This is a genomic window from Sphingobium sp. B1D7B (assembly GCF_025961965.1).
Lineage (GTDB): Bacteria > Pseudomonadota > Alphaproteobacteria > Sphingomonadales > Sphingomonadaceae > Sphingobium.
Genome location: NZ_JAOQOR010000001.1, coordinates 1,068,610 through 1,086,394 on the forward strand (window position 1 = coordinate 1,068,610; position 17,785 = coordinate 1,086,394).

17 protein-coding genes are annotated in these 17,785 nt (G+C 64.7%); 5 read left to right on the forward strand and 12 right to left on the reverse strand.

The features are described from left to right. Positions 1 to 2: 2 nt before the first annotated feature. The 10 genes from M2336_RS05030 to M2336_RS05075 are packed head-to-tail and all read right to left on the reverse strand — an operon-like array spanning position 3 to position 8,298. Complete coding sequence (locus M2336_RS05030; protein WP_264574211.1) at positions 3 to 776, reverse strand: urease accessory protein UreF; 774 nt, start codon at positions 774 to 776, stop codon at positions 3 to 5. Next, complete coding sequence (locus M2336_RS05035; protein WP_264574212.1) at positions 691 to 1,209, reverse strand: urease accessory protein UreE; 519 nt, start codon at positions 1,207 to 1,209, stop codon at positions 691 to 693. Before M2336_RS05035 ends, M2336_RS05030 begins: the two co-directional genes overlap by 86 nt. Positions 1,210 to 1,226: 17 nt before the next feature. Next, positions 1,227 to 2,936, reverse strand: a complete 1,710-nt coding sequence (gene ureC, locus M2336_RS05040; RefSeq protein WP_264592596.1) for an urease subunit alpha — start codon at positions 2,934 to 2,936, stop codon at positions 1,227 to 1,229. After that, a complete protein-coding gene (locus tag M2336_RS05045; protein ID WP_264574962.1) occupies positions 2,936 to 3,244 on the reverse strand; it encodes an urease subunit beta in 309 nt (102 codons plus the stop codon). Before M2336_RS05045 ends, ureC begins: the two co-directional genes overlap by 1 nt. A gap of 31 nt (positions 3,245 to 3,275) precedes the next feature. After that, positions 3,276 to 3,578: an urease subunit gamma gene (locus tag M2336_RS05050; protein WP_181560798.1), complete on the reverse strand. Its 303-nt coding sequence runs from the start codon at positions 3,576 to 3,578 to the stop codon at positions 3,276 to 3,278. Position 3,579: 1 nt separating this feature from the next. Then, complete coding sequence (locus M2336_RS05055; protein ID WP_264574214.1) at positions 3,580 to 4,398, reverse strand: urease accessory protein UreD; 819 nt, start codon at positions 4,396 to 4,398, stop codon at positions 3,580 to 3,582. A gap of 2 nt (positions 4,399 to 4,400) precedes the next feature. Beyond that, positions 4,401 to 5,858, reverse strand: a complete 1,458-nt coding sequence (locus tag M2336_RS05060; RefSeq protein WP_264574215.1) for an aldehyde dehydrogenase family protein — start codon at positions 5,856 to 5,858, stop codon at positions 4,401 to 4,403. A 4-nt stretch (positions 5,859 to 5,862) separates the two neighbouring features. Beyond that, a complete protein-coding gene (locus tag M2336_RS05065) occupies positions 5,863 to 6,279 on the reverse strand; it encodes a DUF3830 family protein (RefSeq protein ID WP_264574216.1) in 417 nt (138 codons plus the stop codon). Positions 6,280 to 6,296: 17 nt separating this feature from the next. Further along, positions 6,297 to 7,493: a cystathionine beta-lyase gene (gene metC / locus M2336_RS05070; RefSeq protein WP_264574217.1), complete on the reverse strand. Its 1,197-nt coding sequence runs from the start codon at positions 7,491 to 7,493 to the stop codon at positions 6,297 to 6,299. Positions 7,494 to 7,512: 19 nt separating this feature from the next. Beyond that, the gene (locus tag M2336_RS05075) at positions 7,513 to 8,298 is read right to left on the reverse strand and encodes an SDR family NAD(P)-dependent oxidoreductase (protein ID WP_264571427.1); all 786 of its coding nucleotides are present in this window, start codon (positions 8,296 to 8,298) and stop codon (positions 7,513 to 7,515) included. 159 nt (positions 8,299 to 8,457) lie between these two features. Here M2336_RS05075 and M2336_RS05080 point away from each other — a divergent pair, with 159 nt between their 5' ends. Genes M2336_RS05080 through M2336_RS05090 form a run of 3 tightly spaced genes read left to right on the forward strand, consistent with a single transcriptional unit; the run spans position 8,458 to position 13,227 of the window. Continuing rightward, entirely contained in the window at positions 8,458 to 9,468 is a 1,011-nt protein-coding gene (locus M2336_RS05080; protein WP_264574219.1) for an isopenicillin N synthase family dioxygenase, read from the forward strand. After that, the gene (locus M2336_RS05085; protein WP_264574220.1) at positions 9,452 to 11,572 is read left to right on the forward strand and encodes a hydantoinase/oxoprolinase family protein; all 2,121 of its coding nucleotides are present in this window, start codon (positions 9,452 to 9,454) and stop codon (positions 11,570 to 11,572) included. The genes M2336_RS05080 and M2336_RS05085 overlap by 17 nt, the downstream gene beginning before the upstream one ends. Beyond that, on the forward strand, positions 11,569 to 13,227 hold the full coding sequence (locus M2336_RS05090) for a hydantoinase B/oxoprolinase family protein (RefSeq protein ID WP_264574221.1): 1,659 nt from the start codon (positions 11,569 to 11,571) through the stop codon (positions 13,225 to 13,227). The genes M2336_RS05085 and M2336_RS05090 overlap by 4 nt, the downstream gene beginning before the upstream one ends. 24 nt (positions 13,228 to 13,251) lie before the next feature. On the opposite strand, the gene M2336_RS05095 is transcribed toward M2336_RS05090, so the two are convergent. Next, positions 13,252 to 14,241: a LysR family transcriptional regulator gene (locus M2336_RS05095; protein WP_181560790.1), complete on the reverse strand. Its 990-nt coding sequence runs from the start codon at positions 14,239 to 14,241 to the stop codon at positions 13,252 to 13,254. A gap of 239 nt (positions 14,242 to 14,480) precedes the next feature. Here M2336_RS05095 and M2336_RS05100 point away from each other — a divergent pair, with 239 nt between their 5' ends. Both M2336_RS05100 and allB read left to right on the forward strand, forming a co-directional pair. After that, the gene (locus tag M2336_RS05100; RefSeq protein WP_264574222.1) at positions 14,481 to 15,239 is read left to right on the forward strand and encodes an SDR family NAD(P)-dependent oxidoreductase; all 759 of its coding nucleotides are present in this window, start codon (positions 14,481 to 14,483) and stop codon (positions 15,237 to 15,239) included. Between the two features lie 25 nt (positions 15,240 to 15,264). Beyond that, positions 15,265 to 16,689: an allantoinase AllB gene (gene allB / locus M2336_RS05105; protein ID WP_264574223.1), complete on the forward strand. Its 1,425-nt coding sequence runs from the start codon at positions 15,265 to 15,267 to the stop codon at positions 16,687 to 16,689. A 134-nt stretch (positions 16,690 to 16,823) separates the two neighbouring features. On the opposite strand, the gene M2336_RS05110 is transcribed toward allB, so the two are convergent. Continuing rightward, positions 16,824 to 17,408, reverse strand: coding sequence for a YdeI/OmpD-associated family protein (locus tag M2336_RS05110; RefSeq protein ID WP_264574224.1), 585 nt, complete (start codon positions 17,406 to 17,408; stop codon positions 16,824 to 16,826). Between the last annotated feature and the right edge of the window lie 377 nt (positions 17,409 to 17,785).

The window sequence follows — 17,785 nt, forward strand, 5'->3', positions numbered from 1 at the left end:
CGTCATGTCCTGAACAGCCTCGTATATTGGGTTTCATGCGCCATGCAGCCGATCTCGGCGACGAGCGTGCAGCCGCGCAGGGCGAGGAAGGGATCGCTGTCGGGCAGCGCCATCACCTCCGCTGCCAGCGCACGGATCGGCTCGCGCAGGGCAAGCAGGGCCTGCTGGCCATCGGTCTGACCGAGCGGCACGAGCCGCTGGGCGGCGGAAACGAGATTGGCGACGCAGCCATGGAGATAGGCCACAAGACCATGCCGCTCCGATATGCCCTGGCAGCCGAAGAGGCAGCCCGCCGCTACAGGATAGGCGAGCGCGCCATCCGGCACATGGGCGATCAGCGCTGCAAAGGCGGAAGGCTGCGTCGACTGAAGCGCGATGCGGCGAAAGGCCGCACCTTGCGCCGTGGTTTCCAGATGGCGCTCGAAGCCGCTCTGGGCGGCAACCGCCAGTTCGGCCACTTCGGTCAGCCGTGCGACATCACCCGCCAGCGCGGCGCGAAGGGCGTGGAGGAAAAACACCGCCTCGTTGAACAGCGGGCCATGCTCCAGCAAGTCGCCGATCCACGCCACCGTCTCGTCGCGGCTGGTGACATGCCCGGCCTCCACAGCCCACTCGATGCCGCCGGAATGTGCGAAGGCGCCGATGGGCCAGGCGGGCGACATCCAGCTCAGCAAATCGAAGAGGGCGCCGTCATCCATGGCTGTGATGATGGTGATGGTCGTGGTGGTGATCCCCGTGACTGTGATGATCGCGACCGTGATCGTGGGCGTGAGCATGGCCGGGCGCACCCTCATAGGCGCCACCTTCGGGATCGAACGCGGCTTCGACCGCCTGGCACGTGCCACCCAGCCCCTCGACCATATGGGCGATGACATGATCCTCGCGGATCAGCAGCCGTTCGCCATCGAGCTGGGTCGGCAGATGGCGGTTGCCCAGATGCCAGGCAATGCGCACCAGCGCGGGGAGGTCCGGGGCGGTGATGGCGGTGAGTCGCTCGGGCAGTGCCTTGACGGCGACAAGCGTGCCATCGTCCAGCAGCAGCCCATCGCCATGGCGCAGATGGACGACATTGGGCTGATCGAGCAGGATCGCGCGGCCGGCCCGCGTACGATAGACGATGCGGCGGCGACGACGCTGGTCATGATCGAGCAGCACCGTGTCGGTGGCGTCATGGCTGTGGCCCGGCTGGATGGCGGTGATACGGAGCATATTGCGTCCCGACCCTTTCAATAGAGGAAGTAGCGTTGGGCGAGGGGCAACTCGTACGCAGGCTCGCAGGCCAGCAATTCGCCATCCGCCCGTACCTCATAGGTCTCGGGATTGACCTCGATATGCGGCAGGGCATCGTTGAGTTTCATATCGCGCTTGCCGATGCCGCGGGTGGCGCGCACCGCGCTGAGCGTCCGCGAGAGACCGAGGCGTGCCGCAGGATCGGTGTCCAGTGAGGCGGCGCTCACGAAGGTGATGCAGCTTGCGGCCATGGCGCGGCCGTAGCTGCCGAACATCGGCCGGGCATGAACCGGCTGCGGCGTCGGGATCGACGCATTGGCATCGCCCATCATCGCATGGACGATCATGCCGCCCTTGATGACCAGCTCCGGCTTGGCACCAAAGAACGCCGGATGCCACAGCACCAAATCGGCCAGCTTGCCGACCTCGACCGAGCCGACCTCATGCGCGAGGCCCTGCGCCAGCGCGGGGTTGATGGTGTATTTGGCGACATAGCGCTTCGCCCGTGCGTTGTCCGCCTGCGCATCGTCGCCGGTAAGCGGACCGCGCTGGCGTTTCATCTTGTGCGCGGTCTGCCAGGTGCGGGTAATGACCTCGCCCACGCGGCCCATTGCCTGACTGTCCGACGAGATGATCGAAAGCGCGCCGAGGTCGTGCAGGATGTCCTCGGCCGCAATCGTCTCCTTGCGAATCCGGCTCTCGGCAAAGGCGAGATCCTCCGGGATCGACGGATCGAGATGATGGCACACCATCAGCATGTCGAGATGCTCGTCGATGGTGTTGACGGTGAAGGGCATGGTCGGGTTCGTTGACGACGGGATCACATGCGCCAGCCCGGCGAGGCGGATGATGTCCGGGGCGTGGCCGCCGCCTGCACCCTCGGTGTGGAAGGCGTGGATCGTGCGCCCTGCGAAGGCGGCGATCGTATCCTCTACGAATCCGCTCTCGTTAAGCGTGTCGGTGTGGATCATGACCTGAATGTCCATCGCATCCGCGACGCTCAGGCAGCAGTCGATCGCCGCAGGCGTGGTGCCCCAATCCTCATGCAGCTTGAGCGCGCAGGCACCGGCGCGGATCTGCTCAATGAGGCCATCGGGCTGGCTGGCATTGCCCTTGCCGGCAAAGCCGAGGTTCACCGGCAAGCCCTCGGCGGCCATCAGCATCCGCTCGATATGCCAGGGACCGGGGGTGCAGGTGGTGGCGTTGGTGCCGGTCGCCGGGCCGGTGCCGCCGCCGATCATGGTGGTGACGCCGCTGGCGATAGCCTCCTCCACCTGCTGCGGGCAGATGAAGTGAATATGGGCATCGACGCCGCCAGCGGTGAGGATCTTGCCCTCACCTGCAATGATCTCCGTGCCAGGGCCGATGACGATATCGACGCCCGGCTGGATGTCCGGATTGCCGGCCTTGCCTATGGCGGCGATGCGCCCATCGCGCAGCGCAATGTCCGCCTTGTAGATGCCGGTCCAGTCCAGCACCACGGCATTGGTGATGACGGTATCGGCCGCCCCGGAAGCGCGGGTGACCTGGCTCTGGCCCATGCCATCGCGGATAACCTTGCCGCCGCCGAACTTCACTTCCTCGCCATAGTCGGTGAGGTCACGCTCGATGCGGATGATGAGATCGGTATCGGCGAGGCGCAGGCGGTCGCCGGTGGTGGGGCCATACATGTCGGCATAGGCCGCGCGGGTCATGCGATATGCCATCAGTCCAGTGCTCCCATCACGTCCTGCCGAAAGCCGATGACCGTGCGCGCGCCGGCCACCGGCACCAAATCGATCTCGCGGCTCTGCCCGGGCTCGAAGCGCACCGCCGTGCCAGAGGGAATATCCAGCCGGTGCCCGCGCGCGGCAGCACGGTCGAAATCGAGCGCCGGATTGGTCTCGGCAAAATGATAATGGCTGCCGACCTGCACCGGCCGGTCGCCGGTGTTGGCGACGGTCAGGCGCAGCACGGGACGACCGGCATTCAGCTCCAATTCGCCATCGGCGGGGAGAAGTTCGCCGGGAATCATCTCGGCCGGCGCGCGGGGGTGGGCCGGGGCGTCAGCGGATCGGGTCATGGACTGTCACCAGTTTCGTGCCATCGGGAAAGGTCGCCTCGATCTGCACATCGGGGATCATCTCGGCGATGCCCGGCATGACCTGCTCGCGGGTGAGCACATGCGCGCCGGCTTCCATGAGATCGGCGACGCTGCGCCCGTCGCGCGCGCCCTCCAGCACGAAGTCGCTGATCAGGGCGATGGCCTCGGGATAATTGAGCTTCACCCCGCGCTCCAGCCGCCGCCGCGCCACCATGGCAGCGACGGAGAGCAGCAGCTTGTCCTTCTCTCTAGGTGTCAATTGCATCTCAGCACCTCCACAGACCGGGCAGATCGGGCCGGCCCCGCAGCAATTTGAGCGATGCCGCCAGACAGCGACGCAGCGCCGGCGGATCCCGAGCGAGCAGTCGGACGGCGAGGATGCCGTTCCACAGGCTCGCGCCGGCCAGCACATCGAGATGATCCTCAAGCATGGCGCGCACCGCATCGAGGCGGGTGACCGCATCGCCGCCAATGGCCAGAAGCACCGCGCTGGCACGGGCGCCGTCGCCCAGCGCCGGGCGACCGAGCTGGGCAGCCGGCGCCTCGCCGAGGGCCAGCACATCGGCATAGATCAACGCGCCCCCGCGACGGACCCGAACGCGATCGAACAGCTGGCCGGTTGAAAACTGCTCGCCGCGTGCGAGGCGGCCGAACACGACGGATTCGCACCAGAGCAAAGCAGCGTCGGCCTCCAATGCGATGTCGGTCATGCGCTCCAGCCGGGCGCCATCGAACAGGATGGTTTCCTGCGGCAGCCACTCTGCGCTGGCGCGGGGACCGACATGAAGGCGCGTGGCAACGGTGCAGGCGGGGCCGGTGCTGCCATAGACCTTCTCGGCGGCCTGCGTGGTCAGCAGCGATGCGGTATCCTCGGCCCACGCCACGCGCTGGTCGATGCTGTCTCCGCCGCACAGGCCGCCGGATGTGTTAATGACCACCGCCTCGACTGCCGGGCCGCGCGGCACGCGCACACGCAGGCAGCCGCCCTCCTGCCGGCGGCGCAACACCGTCTTGCCGGCGCGTTGCTCGAAGCGCAGCGAAAGCGTCCCATGGCTACGAAGGTAGGAGGGGACGGCCTGCAGCACCGTCAGACCGCCGTATCGATCCAGACGGACTTGAGCTGGAAATGCTCCTCGACATGCTGTCGACCATATTCCCGGCCCTGACCGCTGGCCTTGACGCCCCCGGAGGGCACGGCAGGATCAATGCGGTTATAGCAGTTCACCCACACCGAGCCGGCCTTGAGCGCGCGCGACAGGCGATGCGCACGGCCGACGCTGCTCGTCCACACGCCCGCGCCAAGGCCGAATTGCGTGGCATTGGCGCGGGCGATGACCTCATCCTCGCTATCGAAGGGGAGCGTGGCAAGGATGGGGCCGAAAATCTCCTCCCGCACCGCGCGCATCTCGTCATGCGCATCGACCAGCACCGTGGGTGGGAAGAAAAAGCCCTGATCATAATCCGCGCCGGAGAGTCGCGCGCCGCCGGACAGGGCCTGCGCGCCCTCGGCCAGCGCATCCTCCATATGCGTAGAAACCCGACTTAGCTGCCGCGCCGACACGAGCGGGCCGAGATCGGTCTGCGGATCGAGGCCATTGCCGATCTTGAGATCGGCTGCGATGCGCGCGACCTCGGCGGCGAACGCGCGATGCACCGGGCGCTCGACGAACAGCCTTGTGCCGGCGCTGCACACCTGGCCGGAATTGGCAAAGGCGGCACCGACTGCGGCCCGCGCTGCGGCTTCGAGATTGGCATCGGCAAAGACGATGTTGGGCGACTTGCCCCCCAGCTCCAGCGACAGGCGCTTGAGGTTGCCAGCCGAGGCGCGAATGATCTGCTGGCCGGTTTCGACCGAGCCGGTAAAGGCGATCTTGTCGACGCCCGGATGGGTGGCGAGGGCGGCGCCGGCCTCCGTGCCGAAGCCCGTGACCACATTGAACACGCCATCCGGAACGCCGGCTTCCAGCGCGAGCTCAGCAAGGCGCAGCGGTGCGAGGCTGGCATCTTCGGCAGGCTTGAGAACCAGCGTGCAGCCACTCGCGAGCACTGGACCAAGCTTGAGCACGGAAGCCCAGAGTGGGCCGTTCCAGGGGATGATCGCGCCGCAAACCCCGACCGGCTCCTTGACGGTACAGGCGAACAAGCCGGGATCGGAAGGGGCGTTGGTCGTACCTTCGATTGAACGGGCAATGCCGGCGAAATAGCGCAGCAGATCGACGAGCATCGCCACCGATCCGCGCGTGTGGCGGATGGGGGAGCCCATTTCCAGTGTATCGAGCCGCGCGAAATGCTCGGCGTCGCGCTCAAGCAGGTCCGCAAGGCGCATCAATAACGCCTGTCGGTCGACAGGAGAGAAGCGCGACCATGGCCCCTGCTCGAACGCCGCGCGCGCAGCGGCGACAGCGCGGTCGACATCCTGCGCCGTAGCGCGCGCGATATGAGCCAGCAGGCTGCCGTCGGCGGGGTTGATCGTCTCGAACGTCTCGCCGCCGCTCGCTTCCGTCCACTGGCCGTCGATCAGGAGCTTTTCGATGCGCGGCGCCATGCGATCAGCCCCTCACCCGGAAGCTGACGGATTGGGCGCCTTCCCACAAGACGGTGCGGCCGAGTTCGGGCAGATGCTCCAGTCCTTCGATGATCGTGAGGAAATGGATGCCCGCCAGCGGCCCCAGCTTGCTGGCAAAGGCCACGCCACCATAAGCGAGCAGGATCTCGCATTCGCTGTAGCCGCCGGGGTAGAAGATGAACTGGCCCGGCGCCGGATAGCGCGTGGGGTTCTCCCAGGGCAGATCGTATGTGGCATCGCCAAGCGGAATCCACACGCCCTCACCGCTCCAGCGGACGTGAATCAGCCTTTCGTCATAAGGCAGCATTGCCTTGAAGCGCGCGGCGGTCACGGGCGCCAGCTCTTCTTCCAGCTTGGCGACGAAGCTGAACGGGCCGGCGGTAATGTCGATCAGGGTCATGGGGTGTTCCATCAAAATCAGGCTGCGGCATGAAGCCGGGCGAAGCCGCTCTCGAGATCGGCGATGAGATCGTCGACCGCCTCTAGCCCGACATGGATGCGCACGGCCGGGCCAGGCGCGGACCACTCGGTCGCCGAGCGCAGCGTGTTGGGATAGGTCGGCACCACGAGGCTCTCATAGCCGCCCCAGGAATAGCCGAGCTTGAAGAGATCCATATGGTCCATGAAAGCCGCGAACTGTGCCTCGCTGCATGCTTCCAGGACGAAGCCGAACAGGCCCGAAGCGCCGTCATAGTCGCGCTTCCAGATCGCATGACCGGGATCATCCGGGAGCGCGGGATGCATCACCCGGTGAACCTCCGGCCGAGCCTGCAGCCATTGCGCGATGGCAAGACCGGAGGCGTGATGCTGCTTCATCCGCAGTGGCAGGGTGCGCAGGCCGCGCATCGCCATGTAGATATCGTCCGGCCCGCCGCAATAGCCCGAGGCAGAGGCCGTTTTCTTGACCGGAATGAAGGCCGCTTCGGTCGTCACGGCGATGCCGAGCATCAGATCGGAATGGCCGGAAATATATTTGGTCGCGGCGTTGATCGACACGTCCACGCCATGTTCGAGCGGCCGGAAATTGATCGGCGATCCCCACGTGTTGTCGAAGATCGTCCAGATGCCGCGCGCACGGCATTCTCTGGTAATGGCGGGCACATCCGTCATCTCGAAGGTGAGCGAGCCGGGGCTCTCCATATAGACGACGCGAGTGTTTGGCTGGAAGAGATCGACAATGGCGGGGCCGACGTCGGGGCGATAATAGGTCACCTCGACCCCGAACTTTCGCAGAAAGCTTTCGCAGAAATCGCGTGCCGGGCCGTAAAGGCTGTCCACGATCAGCAGATGATCTCCAGCAGAGAGGAAGGCCGTGAGCGAAGCACAGATCGCGCCGAGGCCGCAACTCGTCGTGATGCCGCGATAGCCGCCTTCCAGCAGGGTGATCGCATCCTCGAACGCGCGTGTGGTCGCGGTGCCTTCGCGTCCGTAGGTAAAGCCCTCGAACGCGCCCGAAGCCCGGTCCCGCCGCGTTTCCAGCAGCGCATCCACGGACTCGAACAGGACCGTGGAGCAGTGGTAGACCGGCGGATTGACGACGCCAAAATTGGCTTCCGGATTGCGCCCGGCGTGCAGCGCCTGCGTATCGCGATGGAAGCCCTTGAGATCGGCCATGCTCTTGCGTTCCCCTGTTTTAGATGACGGTGCCGGCATCCACGACGATGTCCTGCCCGGTGATCATGTTGCCTGCCGGCCCGACAAGATGGAAGAGCGCCGCTGCGACATCTTCCTCGGTGACGAGACGGCCCAGCACCGTGGTGGCGAGGAAGCGCTTGAGCGGCGCGTCCTCCGGCTCGCCATTGCGCTGCGCGGATTCACGGAACATGCGCGACAGGCGCTCGCCCTCCACGCCGCCCGGAGAGATGAGGTTGACCCGCACGCCATAAGGCGCGGCATCGAGCGCGGCGGATTTGACGAGGCCGCGCAGAGCCCATTTGGACGCCGAATATATGGCAAAGCCGGCGTTGCCCTTATGGCCATAGGTCCCGCCAATGGTGACCACGCGGCCCTCGCCTCGTTCCACCATGCTGGGCATCACGGCAGCCATGGCATTCATCACGCCCAGCACATTGATATCGAAGCAAGCGCGATAGTCTTCCGGTGTCGCCTCCCACACGGGACGGCGCGGCACGCCCACACCGGCCACGCAGACCAGAAGATCTATGGCGCCAAGTGGTGCGACGGCATCGCGCAAACCGGCTCCGTCGGAGACATCTGCCGCAACGGCCTGTGCATCGATGCCTTCCGCGGCGAGCGCGGCGACGGCCTTCGCTCCGGTGTCAGGATCGCGACCGACCAGAACCAGCTTTGCACCTTGCCGCCCCAGCGCCCGTGCCAGGCCAAGGCCGAGGCCACGCGTGCCGCCGGTCACCAGCGCGGTCTTTCCGGTCAGATCGGGGGCATTCTTCATGTTAGTCATTCGTGGCATCATCCGCAGGGGGACTTCTTTTACATGCCTACCGCAAATCGGCTGCGCGGGAAGTTGATCATTCGGCGACAGGCCCGTACCTAAAAAGCACCGCTAGCCCCATCCGCGTTGTCCTAAACGAGTCACGGACAGCCATTGGAGTGTTCAGATATGAGCCGTAGCGAAAGAAGCGAGGACGATATTGCAGCAGCAGCTGCCGTGTCGCTGGACGAGATTCCCATCGTGGATTTCGCGCCTTTCCTGTCCGGCGACCCGGCCGCTCGCAAGGCTGTCGCCGAAGAAATCGCCTTTGCCTGCGAGAATATCGGCTTCTTCTATCTGACTGGCCATGGGGTCCCGCAGGCGGTGATCGACGCCGTGTTCAAAGCTGCTGCGGATTTCTTCGCCAAGCCCATGGCGGAGCGGGCTGAGGCATTCGCCACACCGGACTGGTATCGCGGTTACATTCCCATGCCCCCGCAACAGCCGCTCTCTCGCAACACCCGCATGTTCGAGCAATATCGGATGCAGCATGAGTGGCCGGCCGATCCGGACGACATGGAGCATGCGCGCATCTTCGATCAAATCAATCGCTGGCCCGCTGACATGCCGGAGTTCCAGGCGGCGGGTGAGGCCTATCTCGATGCCATGGTGACCCTTGGCCGCGAGTTGTTGCGTGCCTTTGCGATCGGTCTGGGTCTGGACGAGCATCGGTTCGATGGCTGGTTCAAGCATCCACCCTCGCAGTTGAGCATGAACTATTATCCGGTGTTGCCGAACGCGGCGGACAGCGACGTGTCCAACATGATTTCGCACACCGACGAAGGGCCGTTCACGATCCTGGCGCAGGGCGAGGTCGGCGGCCTTGAGGTCAAGCGGCGCGACGGCGCATGGATTCAGGCGCCGCCGCTGCGTGGCGCGTTCACGATCAATGTGGGCGACATGATGATGTGGTGGTCGAACGGCCGCTTCATCTCCAACTATCACCGCGTGCGCAATCGCACGGATGTGGAGCGCTTTTCTGTGCCCTATTTCGCCAATCCCGACCGCAATGTGACGGTAGCGCCGCTGCCGGAACTCGTTGGCGCAGACGGCCCCAGCTACCAGCCGGTGCGCGTTGCCGATCACCTCGCCCGTTTCTACAGCCAGCTCTCCAAGAACCCCCATGACGTCTATAACTGAGGCTGCCTCCCCCGCCGCTGCGGGGATCGGCGCGAAGATCGGTGCCGATATCGGCGGAACCTTCACCGATGTCGTTCTGGAGGTTGGCGATCGTCGCCATTCGACCAAGCTGCTGACCACCTATGACGCGCCCGAGCGCGCTCTTCTTGACGGGGTGAGCCTGCTGCTGGACGAGGCCGGCATTGGGCCGGCGGATGTCTCGCTGGTCGTTCACGGCACGACGCTGGCGACCAACGCCCTGATCGAACGACGCGGCGTCAAACTTGCGCTGCTGACTACCGACGGGTTCCGCGACGTGCTGGCGCTCGGCACTGAAAGCCGGTTCGACCAATATGACATCGGCATGGAGAAGCCCGATCCGCTGGTGCCGCGCAAGTGGCGGCTCGGCGTGGCGGAGCGGATGGATGCGCTTGGCAACGTGCTGCTGCCGCTCGATGAAGAGGCCGTGCGCGCCGCCGCTACCCAGTTCCGCGCCGAGGGTGTGGAGAGCGTCGCCGTCGCGTTCCTGCACAGCTATGTGAACCCGGCGCACGAGCTGCGCGCGGCGGAAATTCTGCGCGAGGAAATGCCGGGTGTGGCTCTCTCGCTCTCCAGCGAGGTCTCGCCGGAGATGCGCGAATATGAGCGCTTCTCCACCACCACGGCCAATGCCTATGTGCAGCCGCTGGTCGATGCCTATCTGCGCCGGCTGCAAACGCGGTTGACGGAGATGGGCTTTGCCTGCCCGCTCTACCTGATGCTGTCTTCCGGCGGCCTGACCACCGTGGATATCGCCGCGCGGTTTCCCGTGCGGCTGGTGGAGAGCGGCCCGGCGGGCGGCGCAATCTTCGCCGCGTCCGTGGCCAGCGAATGCGGTGAGGACCGCGTGCTGGCACTCGACGTGGGCGGCACGACCGCCAAGATCTGCCTCATCAACGATGGTGCGCCGCAGACATCGCAGGTGTTCGAGGTCGGACGCGCCCACCGCTTCCGCAAGGGAAGCGGCTTGCCGTTGCGCATCCCCGTGGTGGAAATGGTCGAGATCGGTGCCGGCGGTGGATCGATTGCCGCGGTGGATAGCGCCGGGCGCCTGACGGTAGGGCCGCATAGCGCGGGATCGGAGCCCGGCCCGGCCGCTTATGGACGTGGCGGCGAGCGCCCGACCGTGACCGACGCGGATATCACGCTCGGCCGCATCGACCCCAGCCGCTTTGCCGGCGGCAAGGTAACGCTGCACCCCGAAAAATCGAACGCCGCGCTGGCCGGGCTCGGTCTGTGGGATGGCAAGGCGGAGACGCTGGCAGTGGGCGTCAGCGAGATTGTCGATGAGACAATGGCGAGCGCAGCGCGTGTCCACGCCGTCGAGCAGGGCATGACGCTGGACGAGCGCACGCTGATCGCCTTCGGCGGCGCTGCGCCGCTCCATGCGGTGAGCTTTGCCGAAAAGCTCGGCATCGGGCGCGTGATCATCCCGTCGGGCGCCGGCGTGGGATCGGCTGTGGGCTTCCTGCGCGCGCCGGTTTCCTATGAGATTGCCCGCAGCCTCACCATGCGGCTCGATCAGGCCGATCTGACCCGCCTCAATGCTCTGCTGGATGAAATGGCGGCGGAAGCGCGCGGCCTGGTCAGCGCCGGCGCGACAGGAGCGGACCAGAGCGAACGCCGCGTCTGCTTCGCCCGCTATCAGGGACAGGGCTATGAAATCCCGTTCGAGATTCCGGCCCGCCGGCTCGGCGAGGCCGACATCGTCGTGCTGCAATCCAGCTTCGAGCAGGCATATCGCGCGCAATATGGCGGCATGGTGCTCGACCTTCCCATCGAAATGCTGACCTGGCGCGTCAATGTGAGCGCGAGCGGCTTCCGCGCGGAAGCATCCGGCACGGCGGTCGCAACCCGCACCGCCACGACGGTCGGCAGCCGGCGCGTGGTCGATCCCACCACCGGTCAGGCGATGGATTTCGCGCTCTACGCCCGCGAGACGATGCAGCCCGGCGAGCGGTTCTCCGGCCCGGCGCTGGTCGCAGAGCGTGAGACGACCACCGTGGTCTCGCCCCGCTTCGATGGCCAGATGGATGAACGCGGCTATCTGGTGCTGACGCGCCGCGAGACAGGAGACGCCCGATGAGCGATGCGCTGACCGAACTGCGGATGCAGGTGATCTGGACGCGGCTGATCTCGATTGTCGAAGAGCAGGCCCAGACGCTGATGCGCACAGCCTTCTCGACCACGGTGCGCGACGCCGGCGATCTTTCCGCCGCGCTGTTCGATCTGGACGGACGACTGGTGGCAGAAGCGGTCACGGGCACGCCAGGGCATGTGAACTCCATGGCCGAAGGCGTGCGGCACTTCCTTGCCAAATTCCCGGTCGCGACGATGAAGCAGGGCGACCATTTCATCACCAACGATCCCTGGCTGACGGCGGGACATCTCCACGACGTCACCGTGGTCTCCCCGGCTTTCCATGAGGGGCGGGTCGTCGGGCTGTTCGGCGTGTGCTGCCATCAGGTCGATATCGGCGGCCTTGGGCAGGGGCCGGATGGCCGCTCGATCTACGAGGAAGGCTTGCAGATTCCGTTGATGAAGCTGGCCGACGCGGGGCGTATCAACCAGGATCTCATCGACATTCTCTGCCAGAATGTGCGGATGCCGCTGCAGGTGAAGGGCGACGTGCTCTCCTACATCACCAGCAACGAGGCAGCCGCCCGTCGCCTGAGCGCCATGCTCGGGGAATTCGGCATGGCGGATCTTTCACAGGTCGCGGACTACATCATCGAGCGCTCGCTGGCGGCGACGCGCGCGGAAATCGCCAAGCTGCCGGATGGCCAGTGGTCCAGCACGCTGGTGATCGATGGCTATGATGCGCCGGTGACCATCGTCGGGACGCTCACCATCGATGGCGACACCCTCTCGATGGATTATGAGGGCACGGACGGCTGCCTGCCGCGCGGCATCAACGTCGTGCTGAATTATTGCCGCGCTTACACCGTTTTCGGCCTGCGCTGCGTGATCTCGCCGGAAGTGCCGAACAATTTCGGCGCGCTGGAGCCGTTTGAGGTCACCGCACCGGAAGGCTCCATCCTCAATGTCCAGCGCCCCTGGCCGGTCGCGGCGCGGCATGTCATCGGGCAGATGCTGCCGGATGTGGTGTTCGGTTGCCTCTCGCAGGCCATCCCCGACCGGGTGCCGGCCGAGGGCTCGTCCTGTTTGTGGTCCGTGCAATTGCGCGGTCGGCTGCCGGCGGAAGGCAATGGCCGACAGGGCGATCCATTTGATGCGATCTTCTTCAATTCCGGCGGCTCTGGCGCGCGACCCGGGCAGGATGGCCTCTCTGGCACTGCCTTCCCCAGCGGTGTACGCGCCATGCCGGTCGAGGTGACCGAGAGCGGTGCGCCCATCGTCATCTGGCGCAAGGAATTGCGTACCGATAGCGGCGGGGCCGGCGCGTTGCGCGGCGGCCTGGGGCAGACCGTGGAAGTCGGGATGCGTGATGGCAGCGGCTTCGAAGTACTCGCGATGTTCGAACGGGTCGACCGCCCGGCCAGGGGGCGCGATGGCGGGCATGACGGCGCGGCGGGCACGGTGTCGACCTCCGGCGGCAAAATGATGCGCGCCAAGGGCCTGCAGGTGATACCCGCCGGCGAGCGGCTGGTGCTGCAGATCCCCGGCGGCGCGGGCCTGGGCGACCCAGCCCAGCGCAGGCCGGACAGCGTCCGTGCCGACCTGGATGAAGGCATGATTTCCCGCGAGAGCGCGAAGGCGATCTACGGCCAGGCCCTCTAGTAACGGCCTGGTCGGCCATGCCGGTCAGGCGTCGAGCGTGAACCCGTGGGCGGCATCGTCATCGTCCTCATCCATGGACCATTCCGCCGCCCCCGGCAGGGTCGGCAGGGACCGGCACTCATGAAGATCGCGCGCCATCTGCTCGGCAAACTTCGCAGCGACCAATGGCAACGGGCGGCCCTTGAGCTGCCCCAGCACCAGCGGCCCGTAGGTCCGGTCGATGTCGCTGATCCGGCGCACCGCGAACCGGGGATCATGGCGCCAGACATCGGCACCAATGTCGATCTGAAAGGTGATGAGATCGCCGCCGGCAACCAGTTCGCCCAGAAAGTCGAAGCTGTTGGCTTCCACCGCTACATTGAGCTTGGCCGAGCTTGAGAGCAGCCGGTTCTCGACGATTTCGCGCCCGCCAAAGGCCATGTCCGGCATGGCGACGTCATATTCTGCGCATTGCCGCAGACGCAGCACCTCATGCTGGGCGAGCGGATGGTCCGCCGCCATGACGGCCACCAAGCCCTGACCGATCGACATGATCGGGTGAAGCTCCGACGAGCGAAGCGGACGGAAGATCAGCACGATATCCATTTCATAATCGATCAATGCGCGCACCGCCGTGCTGTGATCGGTCACGGAGAGCTTGAACTTCACATTGGGATGCTTTTCGCGAAAGCTGACGATGTGACGCAGGACGAAACTGCGGGCGACTGCCTGGCTGCAGGCAATGCGCACCTCGCCCCGCTGCAAACCTTCCAGCTCCTCGATCTGCGAGTAGACGCGCCGCAATTCGGAGGTCTGCATCCGTATCCAGCTGATCAGCACTTCGCCGGCGGCAGTGAGGCGGACGCCAGAGGTATGTCGCTCGAAAATAACGGCGTTCAGGTCATGCTCGACATCCTGAATGCGGCGGAGCAGGGCGGAGGGCGTCACGTTCAACCGCTCGGCCGCCTGACGGACCGAACCCACGCGCGCGACCTCATCGATATACTGCCAGATCCTCTGGTTGCGTAGCGCCATCAGCGACTCCGTTCGATTTTCGGCTACACCATGCCCCTGGTTTAGCACCACTTGGTCACCGGCACATCCCTTATGCACCGATGTATCGAATATCGTCTTTGAAGTCGGCTTCGGTCGAAACGCACCTCTTTAAAGTCGAATCGAATATCAGAAGTCAATATCAATTTTGATTCTGGTCTATTTTCGAACAATAACGTCACGGGCGGGCAATGAATCTCGATCTCGATAGTAAAGTTGTGATGATTACAGGCGCCGGGAAAGGTATGGGGCCTGCAATTTCACAGGCCTTTTCTAGTGAAGGCGCCAAGATCGTCATCCTTGGCCGTGATATGACTGCGCTGGAGACCCTGAAGGAAGAGATCGGGCCAAAGGCCTCCGTTACCGTCATCCGCTGTGACGTCACCAGTGCCTCCGACTGCGAAGCCGCGGTGAGCCAGGCCGAGACGGCGCATGGTCGTGTCGATGTGCTGGTCAACGTCGCTGGCGGCACCGGGCCTGTCGGCGACACCGCCTGGGAGACCACGCCGGAAGGTTTCGATGAAATCATCAAGCTCAACATGGGCGGCTGCTTTTTGATGATGAAGGCCGTCCTGCCCGGCATGATCGCGCGGCGCTATGGCAAGATCGTGAATGTCGGCGGCACCTTCGGCATGCATGGACGCGCCGGCCGCATGGCCTATTCCGCCTCCAAATGGGGTTTGCGCGGCATCACCAAGTCGACGGCGATCGAGGCTGGGCCTTACAATATCAACGTGAATATCGTCGCGCCCGGCATGGTTGATGGTCCGCGCTTCCGCACCAAGGTGATGCCGGGTATGGCCGAGGCAGCCGGGCGCAGCGAAGAGGAAATCATCGCCGAGCACGCTGCCGAATATGCGCTGCGCCGCATCAGCAGCGCGCAGGACGTGGCCAATGCCTGCCTGTTCCTCGCCTCCGACGTTTCGCGCCAGATCACCGGCATCGACCTGCCCGTCGATGGTGGCTGGGCCGCTCTCTGATCCTCTCATAACCATGGAACCCGCCATGAAAGCCGATATCGTCATCAACGGCGCCACAATCGTCACCGACAGCGCCATGTTCCCCGCCTCGATCGCGATCAAGGACGGCCTCATCCTGGCCATCGGAGCGCGGGAGGCGATGCCCGAGGCCGCCGAGGTGGTCGATGCGACCGGCAAGCACATTCTCCCCGGCGCCATCGACGCGCATGTGCATTTCCGCGATCCCGGCTACACGCACAAGGAAACCTGGGAAACCGGTACGGCCAGCGCTGCGATGGGCGGCGTCACCACCGTGTTCGAGATGCCAAACACCAATCCGCCGACGGGCACGGTGGAAGCACTCAACATGAAGCTGGAATCGGCCAAGAAGGCCTATGTCGACTTCGGCATCTACGGCCTGCTCGGCGAGGATAATCTCGACCAGCTCGAGGCGCTGATCGAGGGCGGCGTCGCCGGCTTCAAATGCTTCATGGGCAACACCTTCGGCAACCTCCCATCCCCGCCGAGCGGTGCGATCCTCGAAGGGTTCGAGATCGTCGCAAAGCACGGCTATCGCGTCGCGCTGCACGCCGAGAATGCCTCGATCATGGCGCGTCGCTCGAAGAAGCTGCGCGAGCAGGATTGCTGCGACCCGCTGGCGCATCTCGACGCCCGCCCGCCGGTCGTTGCAGTGGAAGCGGTCTCGCGTGCGGCCATTCTCGCGGAATGGACCGGAGCGCGCATCCACATCCTGCACGTCTCATCCGGCGACGAACTGCGTCCGCTGCGCGAGGCGAAAGCCCGCGGTGTCGACATCACGGCCGAGACCTGCCCCCATTATCTGCTGCTCGACGAGCGCGCTTATACCGAGAAGAAGTCGCTCATCCGCGTCAATCCGCCGGTGCGCGAGAAGGTCCATCAAGAGCAGCTCTGGCAGGGCGTTGCGGACGGCACGATCGACATGATCGCCACCGACCATGCGCCGCACAGCCATGCAGAAAAGCATAACGATGACATCTGGAGGGCCGACTGCGGCTTTACCGGTGTGCAGACACAGATGCCGCTGATGCTCACCCAGATCGCCAATGGTCGGATGACGCTGACGCAATATGTCCGCATGACCTCGCTGGCGCCAGCAAAGGCATTCGGCCTCTATCCGCGCAAAGGCGCCTTGCTGCCGGGCTCCGATGCGGACATCGTCGTCGTCGACATGGAGAAGGCGGTCAAGGTCGACTCCGCGTTGCTCAAGTCCAAGGGCTCCTCGACGCCCTTCCAGGGTTACGAGACCAAGGGTGCCCCGATCCATACACTGGTGCGCGGACGCTTCGTGATGCGTGACGGAGAGTTGGTGACGAGCGCGATGGGCCACGGCCTCAACGTGCGGCGCATCCAGCAGATGCCTGCGCCGACACCGCGCAATACCCACACTACGACCAAGGCCATTCTCGAAAAGCGAGGCAAGCGTTACTGAAATAGGGCGCCTGGCGCGGCGAGCGTGACACCCGGTTCATAGCGGCGTGCTGTATTTTACATGAGGTCGGTTCAACAGCCGACCTTTGCGGTCCGATTTCTGCCCACCAAAGCTTGCCGTGTGCAGCCGGCAAGCTATCCGTAAATTGTCTCACCACGTTCCAGCATGGCGATGAATTCTGCGATTTTGCGCATACGCGTTTGTGCCCGCTTAGCCGTGCTGATTCTATAGAGGATGGCGTATCGGTTCGCGCCCGCGAGCGTCGCGAAAAAGGCAGCAGCCTTCGTGTTCGCGTTGAGAGCGTCTTGCAGGTCGGGCGGCACCTCAGCCTTGCTGGCAGAGGCATAGGCGGCATCCCATCGTCCGTCGGCTCTCGCCGCTTCTACTTCTTCTATCCCGCGCGCAGCCATGAGGCCCTCCGCGATGAGGCTAAGTGCACGTGTTCGATTTGCCTGAGACCATTTGCTCCGAGGCTTGCGCGGCGTGAAACGGATCAGCCAACTGTGCTCGTCATACTTATCCAGTTGTCCGTCGATCCAACCGTGGCAGATGGCGGTGTCGATCGCTTCTGCCTTGGTTAAGGTGACAAGGCTCGACCCCCGCTTCGCAAACCGAAGCCATGCACCCTTGGCATCGGGTCCCTGACGCGACAGCCACTCGGCGAAATGCGTATCGGTTTCGAAAAGAAGGATTTGAAGACCGGATTTGGTACCACTCATATCACTATCCTAGGGCCCCCTAGTGGACTGAACAGGGTATGGGGTCGGCGGGAGAGCGCCACATGTGGAAACTGCGCACCAGCGTTCATACGCCTTGTTCTGGACAAGGGGATGACTGGCACGCCTAGAGCGCGCTTTAACGTCGTAGAGAAATTGCGCGCGCGTCACCGCCCAGATCCAGCGCCACGGATGTGATAGGCTCGCCCGCCGCCAGCTTGGAAGGCGGAACGGAAAGGCGCCTGTTGGCGACGCTGCGTGAAATTCATGCCGGCTTCCCGCCGAACGATGCGCCTAAATCGGAGTCTGGTCATGCCAAGGGCGTCGGGCCATTCCTCATGGTCGCGGTCATGCAGCATATCAAACATTAGCTCAGCAGC